At 64.3% G+C, this 13,773-nt stretch carries 15 protein-coding genes; 8 read left to right on the top strand and 7 right to left on the bottom strand.

All coding sequences use genetic code 11. From position 1 onward, the window contains the following. Positions 1-360: 360 nt before the first annotated feature. The 7 genes from DCM80_RS14355 to DCM80_RS14325 all read right to left on the bottom strand — a co-directional run bounded on the left by DCM80_RS14355 (position 361) and on the right by DCM80_RS14325 (position 5,923). Positions 361-1,074, bottom strand: coding sequence for an ABC transporter ATP-binding protein (locus DCM80_RS14355; protein ID WP_028133934.1), 714 nt, complete (start codon positions 1,072-1,074; stop codon positions 361-363). Continuing rightward, the gene (locus DCM80_RS14350; protein ID WP_257197539.1) at positions 1,067-1,834 is read right to left on the bottom strand and encodes an ABC transporter ATP-binding protein; all 768 of its coding nucleotides are present in this window, start codon (positions 1,832-1,834) and stop codon (positions 1,067-1,069) included. The genes DCM80_RS14355 and DCM80_RS14350 overlap by 8 nt, the downstream gene beginning before the upstream one ends. Continuing rightward, positions 1,827-2,771: a branched-chain amino acid ABC transporter permease gene (locus DCM80_RS14345; RefSeq protein ID WP_257197537.1), complete on the bottom strand. Its 945-nt coding sequence runs from the start codon at positions 2,769-2,771 to the stop codon at positions 1,827-1,829. Before DCM80_RS14345 ends, DCM80_RS14350 begins: the two co-directional genes overlap by 8 nt. 13 nt (positions 2,772-2,784) lie before the next feature. Further along, positions 2,785-3,702 (bottom strand): branched-chain amino acid ABC transporter permease, encoded by a 918-nt coding sequence (locus tag DCM80_RS14340; RefSeq protein ID WP_028133931.1) that lies wholly within the window; start codon positions 3,700-3,702, stop codon positions 2,785-2,787. A gap of 521 nt (positions 3,703-4,223) precedes the next feature. Further along, positions 4,224-4,442: a hypothetical protein gene (locus tag DCM80_RS14335; RefSeq protein WP_257179377.1), complete on the bottom strand. Its 219-nt coding sequence runs from the start codon at positions 4,440-4,442 to the stop codon at positions 4,224-4,226. Between the two features lies 1 nt (position 4,443). Beyond that, positions 4,444-5,100, bottom strand: coding sequence for an acyl-homoserine-lactone synthase (locus tag DCM80_RS14330; protein WP_257197536.1), 657 nt, complete (start codon positions 5,098-5,100; stop codon positions 4,444-4,446). A gap of 85 nt (positions 5,101-5,185) precedes the next feature. Then, positions 5,186-5,923, bottom strand: coding sequence for a LuxR family transcriptional regulator (locus DCM80_RS14325; RefSeq protein ID WP_257197535.1), 738 nt, complete (start codon positions 5,921-5,923; stop codon positions 5,186-5,188). 168 nt (positions 5,924-6,091) lie between these two features. On the opposite strand from DCM80_RS14325, the gene DCM80_RS14320 reads away from it, so the two are divergent. The 8 genes from DCM80_RS14320 to DCM80_RS14285 all read left to right on the top strand — a co-directional run bounded on the left by DCM80_RS14320 (position 6,092) and on the right by DCM80_RS14285 (position 13,627). Continuing rightward, a complete protein-coding gene (locus DCM80_RS14320; RefSeq protein ID WP_063831409.1) occupies positions 6,092-6,268 on the top strand; it encodes a hypothetical protein in 177 nt (58 codons plus the stop codon). Positions 6,269-6,299: 31 nt separating this feature from the next. Beyond that, positions 6,300-6,899: a hypothetical protein gene (locus DCM80_RS14315; RefSeq protein ID WP_257197534.1), complete on the top strand. Its 600-nt coding sequence runs from the start codon at positions 6,300-6,302 to the stop codon at positions 6,897-6,899. A gap of 27 nt (positions 6,900-6,926) precedes the next feature. Continuing rightward, positions 6,927-8,624, top strand: coding sequence for a circadian clock protein KaiC (gene kaiC, locus DCM80_RS14310; RefSeq protein ID WP_257197533.1), 1,698 nt, complete (start codon positions 6,927-6,929; stop codon positions 8,622-8,624). Between the two features lie 3 nt (positions 8,625-8,627). Then, positions 8,628-8,915, top strand: a complete 288-nt coding sequence (locus tag DCM80_RS14305) for a circadian clock KaiB family protein (RefSeq protein ID WP_257179372.1) — start codon at positions 8,628-8,630, stop codon at positions 8,913-8,915. Further along, on the top strand, positions 8,915-10,399 hold the full coding sequence (locus DCM80_RS14300; RefSeq protein ID WP_257197945.1) for a sensor histidine kinase: 1,485 nt from the start codon (positions 8,915-8,917) through the stop codon (positions 10,397-10,399). Before DCM80_RS14305 ends, DCM80_RS14300 begins: the two co-directional genes overlap by 1 nt. A 69-nt stretch (positions 10,400-10,468) precedes the next feature. After that, positions 10,469-11,407, top strand: coding sequence for a LysR family transcriptional regulator (locus tag DCM80_RS14295; protein ID WP_257197532.1), 939 nt, complete (start codon positions 10,469-10,471; stop codon positions 11,405-11,407). Positions 11,408-11,552: 145 nt separating this feature from the next. Beyond that, positions 11,553-12,440, top strand: a complete 888-nt coding sequence (locus DCM80_RS14290; protein WP_257197530.1) for a shikimate dehydrogenase — start codon at positions 11,553-11,555, stop codon at positions 12,438-12,440. A 56-nt stretch (positions 12,441-12,496) separates the two neighbouring features. Beyond that, on the top strand, positions 12,497-13,627 hold the full coding sequence (locus DCM80_RS14285) for an ABC transporter substrate-binding protein (protein ID WP_257197529.1): 1,131 nt from the start codon (positions 12,497-12,499) through the stop codon (positions 13,625-13,627). Positions 13,628-13,773 lie beyond the last annotated feature (146 nt).

Below are 13,773 nucleotides of genomic sequence, written 5' to 3'. Positions count from 1 at the left end.
GGTACCGCTATGTGATCAGCAGTGCAGTTCGGTCATTTGGGGTTATCTGTTCAGAGTGATTTACCGCCTGTCCTGCCGGACCACCCTGGCAGAAATCGGTCCATCGCCTGACGCGCTAGCGATTTAGGTAAGACGGATTGACCAAATGGCGGTTTGCCATGCGCAAGCTGAGGCTGATCGCTACGGTGTCACTGCTGCGATAGCGTGGGCCGAGCCGCCCGAGACTACGGCGACGAGCAAGCCGAAGCATCGCAGTCGTCGATCGAGACCTGCATCATCCGTGAACTTCATCGCCAGCAGAGCTACTGGTGATTGGCCCTTGCTTCCGCTCCATTGCCAGCGAGCTGTCGACTCGGCGCCTCAAATCCCCAAATACTTGTGCTGCAGGTCCGGCGCCGCCAGCAGCTCGTCGGAGGTGCCGCTCCATACCGTCTTGCCGCGCTCGATGATGTAATGGCGGTCGCAGATGCGGGCGAGATGGTCGACGTTCTTGTCGACGACCAGGATCGACTGCCCCCGGCTCTTGAGCAGCGACAGGCAGTGCCAGATCTCTTCGCGGATCAGCGGTGCTAGGCCCTCGGTCGCTTCGTCCAGGATGAGCAGCTTCGGATTGGTCATCAGCGCGCGACCGATCGCGAGCATCTGCTGCTCGCCGCCGGAGAGCTGATTGCCCATGTTGCCCGCACGTTCGGCAAGGCGCGGAAACAGCACGTAGATCGCCGCCAGCGTCCAGGGATTGGGGCTGTTGAAGCGATCGGCCGCAGCCGCGACCAGGTTCTCGCGCACCGTGAGGTTCGGAAAGATCTGGCGGCCCTCGGGCACGAGCCCGACGCCGAGTTTCGCGATCCGGTACGACGGCAGCAGCCTGACCTCGGCGCCCGCAAAACGAATGCTGCCGGCACGCGCCGGCGTCAGGCCCATGATGGAGCGGATGGTCGTGGTCTTGCCCATGCCGTTGCGGCCCATCAGCGAGACCATCTCGCCCGGCCTGATCGACAACGACAGGCCGAACAGCACCTGGGACAGGCCGTAGCAGGTCTCGATGCCGTCGACGTCGAGCAGCGTGTCAGCCATGATGCGTCACCACGTGCTGATCACCGAGATAGGCGCGCTTGACGTCTTCGTTGGCCCGGATCGCGGCCGGATCGCCGGAGGCGATGACGCGGCCATAGACCAGCACCGAGATGCGGTCGGCCAGCGCGAACACCGCCGGCATGTCGTGCTCGACCAGCACGATCGAGACCTCTTTCCGCAGCTCCTGGAGCAGCTTCACCATGTTCTGGGATTCGGTGGCGCCGAGGCCGGCCATCGGCTCGTCGAGCAGCAGCAATTTCGGCTTGCTGGCGAGCGCGACCGCAAGCTCGATCTGGCGTCGCTCGCCATGGCTGAGCTTCGACACCAGAACATCGGCGCGATGGACGAGGCCAACGCGATCGAGCGCGACATGGGCGGCATCGCGCAGGCCTTTCTCCTTGCGCGCATCGGCGAAGAAGCGGAACGAGGTGCCGGCATGCGCCTGCGCCGCCAGCGCGACGTTGTCCGCGGCGGTGAAATCGAGCAGCAGCGAGGTGATCTGGAACGAACGCGCCAGGCCCAGCGCACAGCGCCGATAGGCCGGCAAGTATGTGATGTCGCGCCCCGCCAGCGAGACGCTGCCGGAATGCGGCGCGAGATGTCCGGTGAGCTGGCTGATCAGCGTGGTCTTGCCAGCGCCGTTCGGACCGATGATGGCGTGCAGCTCGCCGCTGGCGACGTCGAGCGAGACGTTGTCCGTCGCGATGATGCCGCCGAAGCGGCGCACGAGCTTTTCGACGCGAAGCAGGGGCTCAGCCACGGCCAGCCCTCCCGAGCGCGCCCATGATGCCGCCGCGGCCGAACAGCACGATCAGCAGCAGCAGCGGGCCCATGATCAGCGCCCAATATTCGGTGATCTGCGACAGCAGCTCCTCGAGCAGCAGAAACACCACCGCACCCATGACCGGGCCGAACAGCGTGCCCATGCCGCCGAGAATCACCATCACCATGAGGTCGCCGGAGCGGGTCCAGTACATCACGGCCGGGCTGACGAAGTCGGTGTTGTTGGCGAGCAGCGCGCCGGCAAGGCCGCACATGGTGCCCGAGATGACGAAGCAGACGAGCTGGTAGCGCTTGGCGGGAAAGCCGATCGCCTGCATGCGCTGCTCGTTGGAGCGCAGGCCCTGCACGACGAGGCCGAAGCGCGAATTGACGATGCGCCAGATCAGGAAGACGACGCCGAGCAGGCAGGCGAGGCAGAGATAATAGAACTGCGTGCGGTTGCTCAGGCTGATCAGCCCGGAGAAGTCGCTGCGGTTGTAGACGGTGAGGCCGTCATCGCCGCCGTAGCGCGCAAGGCCCGAGGCGACGTAATAGGCCATCTGGGCGAAGGCGAGCGTGATCATGATGAAATAGACGCCGCGGGTGCGCAAGCTGAGCGCGCCGATCACCAGCGCATAGATTGCGGAAGCCGCCAGCGCGACCGGGAACTGGATGAAGCCGGACCCGACGCCTTCCTGCGCCAGCATGCCCACCGCATAGCCGCCGATGCCGAGATAGGCGGCATGACCAAAGCTCATCATGCCGCCGAAGCCCATGATGAGGTTGAGGCTCGCAGCCGCCAGCGCCAGGATGATGATGCGGGTGAACAGCGTCAGGATGAAGATGTTGCCGGACAGATGCGAGTAGAGCGGCAGCAGCACGAGGCCCGCCAGCATCAGGGCCGTGACGGCCTTGCTCACAGTCAAACCCTTCATCGACGCAAGCTCTTCATCGGCGATTGGCCGGGAACAGCCCCTCCGGCCGCACCACCAGCACGATCGCCATCAACAGGTAGATCAGCATGGAGGACAATGCGGGCGCGGCGGTGGAGGCGGCGGCGCCGCTCAGCACCTGCCGGAGCAGGTTTGGCAGGAAGGCGCGGCCGAGCGTGTCGATCATGCCGACGAAGATCGCGGCGAGGAACGCGCCGCGGATCGAGCCGATGCCGCCGATCACGATGATGACGAAGGCCAGGATCAGGATGTTCTCGCCCATGCCGATCTGCACGGTGAGGATCGGCGCCTGCATCAGCCCGGCGAGGCCCGCGAGCGCGGCCCCGAGCCCGAACACCAGCGTGTAGAGCAGCTTGATGTTGATGCCGAGCGCGCCGATCATCTCGCGGTTGGAGGCGCCGGCGCGGATCAGCATGCCGATGCGGGTGCGCATCACGCCGAGATAGAGCAGCAGCGCCACCAGCAGCGCCACGATGATGATGGCGAGGCGATAGGCCGGATAGTGAATGCCGGGCAGGATCGGCACCGGCACCGTGAGCCAGGCCGGCAGCGGCAGCGCGAGGCCCGCCGGGCCCCAGATCAGCCGCACCGCCTCGTTGAAGAACAGGATCAGGCCGAAGGTCGCGAGCACGTGGTCGAGATGGTCGCGGCCATAGAGATGCCGCAGCGCGCTCACCTCCAGCACGATGCCGAGCACCAGCGTGGCGCCCAGCGCCATCAGCGCGCCAGCTAAGAAGCTGCCGGTCCAGGCCGCAAAGGTCGCGGCGAAATAGGCGCCCATCATGTAGAGCGAGCCGTGCGCGAGGTTGACGAGATCCATGATCCCGAACACCAGCGTCAGGCCGGCGGCGAGCAGGAACAGCAGCAGGCCGAACTGCAATCCGTTCAAGAACTGTTCGACGACGAGCAGCATCAAGTCTCTTTCAGGCGCACGCAGCTTCGCGCCGATGTTCGAACAATGTCGCCATCAGTGAAAGAGCTCCCCCTGCCTCTTCAAGGCCGAAAAATGGGTAATGGCAGTATCGTTCCGAGGCAAGAGCGATTCGACATCTGACATGCACTTTGTTGCATGCGCCTGCATGCGGGCAAAATGACCTTGCAAGAAGGCTGCCGCGCCAGGCTGGGGCAACCTGCCGCACCCAAGACGATCAACCCCCGCCATAGCGCGTTGTCGCTGGGCAATTGCCTGCGGCAAGGATCTCGCCCTGGCCATCCTTCGAGACGCCCGCCGTTGGCGGGCCCTCAGGATGAGGACCGGATGCGCGGCGCTGATTTCAACGAGCACCGTTGCTGCCTAGCCTCATCCCGAGGAGACCGCGAAGCGGTCGTCTCGAAGGACGAGGCGCGCGCTCAGGTCGCGCAAGAGACCAAATGCGATCACCCTCCCCCGTCGCCGGAGGAAGGTGTTGCAATGTTTCGGATCCCGGGATGCGTCTAGTGCGACGTCATCTGCTGGGGCAGATCGTCCGGTTCGGCGAGCACGCTGTTGGCCGTGGAGGCCTCCAGCGCCGCCATCCGGAACAGATAGGCGAGCGTCGTCAATCCGGTGTCTTCCGCCATTTGCGCCAACTCGAGCGCCATGTCGGACATGTAGCCGAGAGCCTCGTCCCTGCTCTGCGCCATGATCTGGCTGTCCCGCATCATGTTCGACATCTCAGGCGCTCTTTCGTTGCGCGGGGGCGCCGCGGAAGTTGGCTCTGGCGATACAATCGATCCGCGGACCTTCCTGCTGGACCACGCTCGTCATCCCGATGCGGTCACGCACGACGTCGAGCGACTCCTGACGAATCTCGATCGTTGCCGCCATGGTCCAGGAATTCTCCACCAGGGCCGGCAATCCCAGCGGCGTGACCACGAAACCGATGTCGTGAAACCGCGGCAGCCACCAGGTTTCCATGACCAGACAAAGCCGCTCGATGCCCTGCGCCAGGCAAAACTCCTGCGCCGCTGCCATCAATTGCAGATTGAACAGGCCGTCGCGGCGCTCGCGCGAAACGAAGAAGCGCGACCATTCCCAGACCAAGGGGTCCGACGGACAACCGCGGACCGAGGCGAGATGCGGGAACACCTCGCTCATCATCGTCGGCCTGGTGGTCGGATACAGCCGGGAGCCGCCGAGCACCCGGCGATGTTCCAGTGCCAGCAGGTAGATCGCGTCGTCATTGTCGTAGCTGTCGATCTCGCGGCCGTCAGGCTTGCGCAGCGCCTCCCATTTCCGCTCCTCGACGAATATCTCGTGGCGGACCCGGAAATGCTGTTCGAGGACGTCTTCGTAGAGGTGCCGATTGACGGCCGAAATCACATGAATCATGAACTCCCCCATGGCTCGCAATACGGGGAGCCTCAGCGAAAACGGCTGAGCCGACTATTGGGAAATTTCCCAGTAGGCGAACGTTTCAGAGATTGATGATTCTGTGGCGGATCGCGATCGCGACCGCATGCGTCCGGTTGACGGCACCGAGCTTGCGCGCGGCAGTTGCAAGATGCTCTTCCGCGGTGCGCTGCGTGATGTGCAGGATCTCGCCGATCTCCCAGGCGGACTTGCCTTGCGAAGCCCAGGCGAGCACCTCGCGCTCGCGCGGCGTCAGGCGCATCGACGGATGCGGCGTCGGATCGAGCAGACGGCGGATGTGATCGAAGCCGTACATCCCGATCAGGTGCAACGCCGGCTTGCTGCGCGCATTGAGATCGAGGTGGACGCCGGCGAGCGAGACGCCGGCCTCGTAGCCGGTCAAGCCGTGGATCGGCACGACGAAGCCGCGCGACATGCGGAAGTCGGCAGCGCGCCGCATCACCTCCACCGCGCCGGGCTCCAGCTCCGGATCGTACGGCGCTTCGGACCACTCGAACGGGTTCACCGTCTGCCGGCATTTGCGGATCACGGGATCGACGCGGTCGTAGCTCTTTTGGGTATAGAGGCTGAACCACTCGGCCGGCCATTTCTTGGCGAGCACCATCTGGGAAAAGCGCTGCTCGGGATTCGGCAGGCCCGTCACGATGATATGTTCGAAACCGTACCGGCCAAACGCGGCTGCAAGCGCGTCCATGGCGTCCGGAACCCTGGTATAGGCTCCAAGCCCTTCGATGAAGTCGAGCGCCTCGCGGCCATAATCAACGCCATCAACGGCGGACATCGGTGCGTTTCCTGACCTTCGCCCTCGCCTATAGCACGTATTCCGGGGGCGCCTCAAATTCGCTGCGACCGTAGTTTCCCGGTCCTCATCCAACCTGAAGATTTAAACTACTTGTGGCAGAATAGACGGCACCATACACCTCAACGTATCCGAAGCGGGAAAACCACGATGGAAGACGAGGACATCGCCCTCAACAGCGTGCTCGGCCTGGAGTTGAATCGGGTGTTCTTCGCCGTCCGCGAAGCGGCAAACAAGCAGAAGATCATCGAGTTCGCGCGCGCAGTGCTGGAGAGCGAGCGCGCGGAGCTGGCCGACAGCGTCTCGCCCGAGGGCCCGGCGAGCTGAGCTGCGCCGCGCGATGAAGTCAGCGCGAGCCATGTCCGATGCCGCGCCGATCCGCACGCATATAGTTAATCGATTTCAACGAAGACCGTCAGCGTTCGACTCTCTGGCATGCCGCCGCTGGACGAAAGGAAGCGCGGCCTGCCTGCCCTCAACCAGCCGATCTATTTCTGAGGTCGGTGAGCGCGCGACGGGCGACGGACGTCAATTCATCAAGAGCTGTCGTACCGGAGCGGGCCGCCTCAAGCAGCGTTGCGGCAATGAGCTTCCTGCTCTCATGATCGCCGCCATGCCTGACGTGACTGAACGCCGCGTCAAGCGCCGCATCCAGGATGGTTTGCATGCGGCCTTCGAATTCATTCATTCTGTCAACGACCTTGCCGCAGCTCCTGCCCTCGGCCTTATGCGCCGGCGCGGCCAAGCCGTATGTGCACAAGTGAACGCAGGCGCGATTGAGGGCGAGCCCTATGAGGGCGTTCGGACGATGCCGGCGCTGGCCGCATACCGCCAAGCACCGCGCAATCTGACGATGGAAATAGGGCGAGCCAACTTATATCCGCACGGTTTGTTCCTGAGGCGAGCGACAAAAAATTGCGGTTTTTCCCCTCTAGGCGGCCCGCCATTCTTTGCTTAGAAAAATCCCTGGAACCGGGACAGGGGCATGACTGAAGGCATCACGAAATCTGCAACCGGCATCGAAGGCTTCGACGACCTGACGCTTGGAGGCCTTCCGACCGGACGGCCGACGCTGGTCTGCGGCTCGGCCGGATGCGGCAAGACATTGTTCGCGTCGACCTTCCTCTTCAACGGTGCGCGGCTCCATGACGAGCCCGGGGTATTCGTGACCTTCGAGGAGCGCCCCGTCGACATCGTCGCCAACGTGGAATCGCTCGGCTTCAATCTCCAGGGGTTGATCGATCAGTCGAAGATCCACATCGAGCACATCGCCATAGATCCTTCCGAAGTCGCAGAAATCGGCGACTACGACCTGGAGGCGCTGTTCCTGCGGCTCGAATTCGCGGTCGACCAGATCGGCGCCAAGCGCATCGTGCTCGACACGATCGAAAGCCTGTTCTCGGCGTTCTCCAACCCCGCGATCCTGCGCGCCGAGATTCGCCGCCTGTTCGACTGGCTCAAGCAGAAGGGCCTGACGGCCGTCATCACCGGCGAGCGCGGCGATGGCAGTCTCACCCGTCAGGGCCTCGAAGAATACGTCTCCGATTGCGTCATCCTGCTCGATCACCGCGTCGACAACCAGATCTCGACGCGGCGCCTGCGCATCGTCAAGTATCGCGGCACCGCGCACGGCACCAACGAATATCCGTTCCTGATCGACGAGGACGGCTTCTCGGTGCTGCCGGTCTCCTCGCTCGGCCTCGGTCACAAAGTGTTCGACGAGCGCATCTCCACCGGCGTGCCCGATCTCGACGCCATGCTGACCGGCGGCGGCTTCTACCGTGGCAGCAGCATCCTGCTCACCGGCGTCGCCGGCTCCGGGAAGAGCTCCCTCGCCTGCATGATGGCGGACGCCGCCTGCAAGCGCGGCGAGCGCGCCCTCTACCTCTCCTTCGAGGAGTCCGAGGCGCAGACTGTCCGCAACATGAAGTCGATCGGCACGGATCTGGACAAGTGGCTGAAGCGTGGGCAGCTGCGCTACATCGCCGCGCGCCCGACCTTCTATTCGCTCGAGATGCACCTCGCGATCATGTTGCGGGAGATCGGCAGGTTCAAGCCGCAGCTGGTCGTGCTCGATCCGATCTCCGCCTTCACCGGCTCGGCCGACATCGCTGAGGTACAGGCGATGTTGCTGCGCATCGTCGACTATCTCAAATCCAACGGCATTACCGCCGTCTTTACCCATCTGGCGAGTGTCCAACAGGCGGAAACCGACGCTGGCTTGTCATCCTTGATGGATGGCTGGATCCTCCTTCTCAACCGTGAGGCCAACGGCGAATTCAACCGCGAGCTCTATCTCTTGAAGGCGCGCGGCATCTCGCATTCCAACCAGGTGCGCGAATTCGTCATGTCGGACAGCGGCATCCACCTGCTCGAGCCCTATCTCGGCGAGGGTGGCGCACTGACCGGTTCTGCCCGACGCAACGAAGAAGCGCGGGCGCGCCGAGCCGAGACCGAGCGGCAGGCCGAGGTCAGCCGCGTGCAGGATCAGGTTACACAACGGCGGCGCCGCGCGCTTGCCCAGATCGAAGCTCTCAACGCGGACATCGAGGCCGACGAGGCCGAGCTGAAGCGGCTGATCCGCACCGAGGAAATCTATCAACAACAGAGCCGGGAAGACACCGCAGCGCTGGCGCGCGGACGGGGATTGGACCTCTCGACCGGCAAGAAGAAGCAGGACTAAGCCATGGCCGAAGTCAACAAGGAGCCCGTCAAGCTCGTCCTCTACGTCGCCGGCGAGACGCCGAAATCGCTCGCCGCGATCCGCAATCTCGAAAAGATCTGCTCCGAGCACCTGGCCGGCAAGTACAGGGTCGAGGTCGTCGATCTCAAGAAGCAACCGCAACTCGCCCGGGAGCATGGCATCGTCGCCATTCCGACTCTGGTGAAAGAGCTTCCGGTCCCCATTCGCAAGATCATCGGGGACCTTTCCGACACCCAGAAGGTTCTCGTTCATCTGTCGGTTGAGGAATGATGGCGGTGGTGTCGCTCGCATCCGCGTTGACCCGGGAAGAGCTCGAAGCTCGGCTTTATGAGGCCGAGGAGACGCTCCGGGCCATACGTGAGGGCGAGATCGACGCCGTCGTCATCAAGGGCGGCGCCACCGAGCAGGTCTTCACGCTCGAAGGCGACGGCCAATCCTACCGCACCTTCATGGAAGCCATGGATATTGGTGCGGCGGCCTTCGATGCCGAGGGCCAGTTGCTCTACGCCAATCAGGCCTTGCACAAGCTGCTCGATCGGCCGGCGGGCGCTTTGTCGGGCCAGGCCCTGCTCGGCATTCTCGACGCCGTCAATCAAACCACGTTCCGCCGCCTGCTGACCTTGGCGCTGAAGGAGCGCCAATCCTCCGAGATCCACGTTCGCTTGGAGGACAGCGAGCGCAGCTTCCTTCTCACGGGAGCCCCGATCGATTTCGGCTTCGGAAAAGGCGTTGCGATCACCTTCACGGACATCAGCGAGCGCGAGCAGATCGCGGCCGCCAAGGAATCGGAGCGGCTGGCGCGGTCGGTGCTCGCATCCGCCAACGAGGCCGTCATCGTCTGCGACCGCTCCGGGACGGTGACGCACATCAATGCGGCGGCCGAACGGATCTGCGCCCAGGATCCCATTGGAAAGCCGTTCGAGGACGCGATCGAGCTGACGTTCGCCGATGCCTCCGAGTTGATGTCGGGGGCTGACATCGTCGCAATGGCCGCGAGCGGCACGCCCGTGCAGGGGCTCGAAGCCGCGGTGAAGACATCGGCGGCCGACGTCACCGACGTCATGATCAGCGCAGCACCGCTCGTCGTATCAGGCGACCGGACCCAGGGATGCGTGGTGACGCTGATCAACCTGTCGCAACGCAAGGCCGCCGAGCGCCGGCAGGCCCTCCTGATGGGCGAGCTCGACCACCGCGTCAAGAACACGCTGGCGATGGTACTGGCGATCTCCGCGCGCACCGCATCCCACGAACGCACGATCGAGGACTTCCAGAAATCGTTCTCCGGCCGCATCCAGGCGCTGGCGGCCACCCACACGTTGCTGTCGAATGCCTCCTGGGAAAACCTGCAGATCAAGGATGTGCTTCGTGTCGAGCTTGCGCCCTATGCGACGCTCTCCAGCGGACGCATCACGATGGAGGGATTGGACGTCTCCGTCGACTCCAAGACGGCCGTCTCGCTCGGGCTCGTCTTCCACGAACTGACGACCAACGCGGTGAAATACGGCGCGCTGTCGACCAGATCTGGAAAGCTTTCGGTCCGGCGGATCGGGCTGCTCGACGACGGCGCGCTGCAGATCGAGTGGGAGGAGCGCGATGGCCCGCTGGTGACACCACCGACGACGTCAGGCTTCGGGCAGACCTTGATCTCGCGCAGCCTGGGCAGCGGTCCGAACGGCGGCACCAAGCTCGAATACCGTCCGAGCGGCGTGGTTTGCCAGATCCTGATTCCGAAATACGGCCATTTCCATGCTTGAGTAAAGCCGCTGGATGACGGCGCCGGTTCCGTGACATGATCCCGCAGAACGTTTCGGGACAGCCGGAAGATGATGACACTGCGCCAGGTCGAAGTGATCCGCGCCGTGATGGTGACGGGCACCATCGGCGGTGCGGCGAAGCTGCTCAACGTCTCGGCGCCGGGGATCAGCCGCCTCGTCAAATACACCGAGCGCTCGCTCGGCATCCGCTTCTTCCAGCGCCAGAACGGGCGCTACTTCCCGACGCCGGAAGCCGAGAACATCTTCGAGCAGATCAACGGCGTCTACAAGAAGGTCGACGATCTCTCCGAGATCATCTCCAAGATCGGTCGCGGCGGGTTGTCCGAGCTGCGGATCGGCTCGGTGCCCAGCATCTCCCAGGTGATGGTGCCCCGCGCGATCGAGCGTGTCCGGCGCCGCTATCCCGATCTCGGCATCGACATCAACATCCTCAAGCTCGAGGAGGCCATCGACTATCTGATGCTGGGCCGCGGCGAGTGCGTCGCGATGAGCTACCGGCTGGAGCATTCCGCGCTCGACTTCATGCCGCTCGCCTCGGGCGAATTGTATTGCATCGTGCCGCCCGGTCACGAGCTCGCCGGCCGCAGGCAGGTCTCGGCCGCCGAGATCACCCGCTATCCGCTGATCGGCATCGACCCCAACGATCCCTACGGCCGGATCATGGCCGAGATCTTCGCGCGCAACCGGCTCGACTACAACATCACCATCCGCGCGCGCTTCGGCACCACGGTCTGCGCGCTGGTGAAGGCGGGGCTCGGTATCGCCATCATCGACCAATTCACCGTGGCTCATGGCGGCTATCCCGGAATCGAGCTCTTGAAGATCGCCGAGCCGACGCGGTTCGACACCTACATCGCGGTCAAGCGCGGCGCGCCGCTGTCACTCCATGCCGAGGCCTTCATCGCGGCGCTGCGCGCCGAGATGCGGGCGGTCGAGCCGTCCCGCGGCAGCAACAAGGCCGCTTCGGCGCGGGCGCGGAAGAAATAACATGATGTTAGGTTTGCCGGATAAAAGGGTAATTGTGTTAGCCTAAGGACAGGCTATCGTCGGCGACCGGGAAGCCCCTTGGAATTGCGCGGGTTTCCCCGCTAATGACCGGGACCGAACCTTCCTTTGAGACGATAGCGAACACATGTCCACGCGCGGATACGCCAGCAAGAAGCTCCTCACCGGCCTGATCGGCGCGCCGATCGCGCATTCCGCGTCCCCTGCCATGCATGAACGTGCCGCCGAGGCACTCGGCCTGCGCGGTCATTATCAGCTCATCGAGATTGCCGGCGCCGATGCGGCTGGCCTCGTGACCTTGCTGGAAGGCGTGCGGCGGCTCGGCTTTGCCGGCGTCAACGTCACCTATCCCTACAAGGAAGCGGTCGTCCCGCTGCTCGACGCGCTGGCGCCCGGCGCGGCCGCGATGGGCGCGGTCAACACGGTGGTGGTCGGAAACGGCCGCCTGACCGGCCACAACACCGACACCACGGGCTTTGCGCGCGCGGTGGCGCCGCTGCTGGCGCCGGCGGGGAACGCCGTCGCGGTGATCGGCGCCGGCGGCGTCGGCAAGGCGATCGCATTTGCGCTGGCGGGCCTGAACGTTGCCGACATCCGCATCTTCGACAGCGAGCCGGCGCGCGCCGCGACGCTCGTTTCGCTGCTCGCGCAGCGAGGCGGCACAGGGATTTCTGCAAGGATCGCTGCAAGCGTCGAGGACGCGCTTGATGGCGCAACCGGTCTCGTCAACGGCACCCCCGTCGGCATGTTGCCGAACCGGGCCATGCCGGTTCCGGCCGCGCTGCTGCACGAAAGACTGTGGGTGGCGGATGCGGTCTACTCGCCGCTGATCACGCCGCTGCTGGCGGCCGCCGAAGCCAAGGGCGCGAAGATCATGACCGGGCGGGAGCTCGCGATCTATCAGGCGGCCGACGCGTTCGAACTGTTCACGGGACTTGCCCCCTCGACCGAGGTCATGGGAGAGGCATTCGACGAGGTGATGGCGGCACGAAGCGCAGCCTATCACGCAGCGTAACCGAAGCGGCCGGACACAAGGCCACGGACCTATCTGACAAAAACCGGAGGAGACTCATGAAATCGACCCTGCTGGCAGGCGCCCTGCTTGCCTTCGCGACCGCAACCGCTGCCCACGCCCAGGCGATCAAGCTCGCCGACGTCGCCGAGCTTTCCGGCGGCGGTGCCACCGTCGGCACCAACTGGAAAAACGGCATCGACCTCGCGATCGAGGAGATCAACGCCAAGGGCGGCGTGCTCGGCCGCAAGCTGGAGGTGACCCACGCCGACTCGCAATCCAACCCGGGCGTGGCACGCGCCCAGGTCCAGAAGGCGCTCGATGCCGAGCCCTATGTGCTGCTCGGGCCCGGCTATTCCGGCTCGGTGAAGGTCACGGCGCCGCTCGCGGCCGAAGCCGGCATCGCGCAGATCATGGGCGGCGAGGCCGCCGAGCTGACGCAGGGGGGCAACAAATTCCTGTTCCGCACCTCGTTCGGCCAGCAATCCTCGATGCCGAAGGTCGCCAAATACATCCACGACGAGATGAAGGCGAAGACGGTCGCGGTGGTCTGGGTCAACAACGATTTCGGCCGCGGCGGACGCGACGTCGTGATCAAGGAGCTCGACCGGCTCGGCTCCAAGGTCGTCGCCGACCTCTCGACCGAAGCGGGCCAGGCCGATTTCGCCGCCGACGTCGGCAAGATCAAGGCCGCCAATCCCGATGCCGTGTTCGTCTACCTCAACGAGGAAGAGAGCGCGCGCATCCTGAAGGAGCTGAAGCGCCAGGGGGTCACCGCGCCGCTGATGGGCGAGACCACGCTGATCGGCCAGAAGGTGATCGAGCTCGCCGGCGATGCCGCCAACGGCGCCCGCGGCCATGTCGGCCTCACCACGGATGCGCCGGTCGACCTGGTCAAGCAATTCCGCGAGAAGTTCTCCAAGAAGTACAATTATGTCCCCGACCACAACGGCCTGAAGGGCTATCTCGCCGTCTACATGGTGAAAGCCACCACCGAGAAGATGGGCAAGGTCGACCCCAAGAAGTTCGCCGACACGCTGCACGGCCTCACCATCAAGGCCGCGGACGAGCCGGGCATCCTGATGGACGTCACCTTCAGCGACACCGGCGACATCGACCGCCAGAGCTTTCTGGTCGAGGTGGTCGAAGGCAAGCAGGTCGTGAAGCAGGTGCTGCCGAAAGTGAAGTGAGATCTCTCGCCTCTCGTAGAGTGCCGCAGGGCAGTCGCATACCGTAGTGACTTCCCTGCGGCCATCCTTCGAGACGCCCGCCGTTGGCGGGCCCTCAGGATGAGGACCGGATGCTCGGCACGAGCTTCAACGAGCGACGATGGTGC

It is taken from the genome of Bradyrhizobium sp. WBOS08 (genome assembly GCF_024585125.1).
GTDB classification, from domain to species: domain Bacteria; phylum Pseudomonadota; class Alphaproteobacteria; order Rhizobiales; family Xanthobacteraceae; genus Bradyrhizobium; species Bradyrhizobium japonicum_B.
This window is presented reverse-complemented; position numbering and strand designations above follow the sequence as displayed.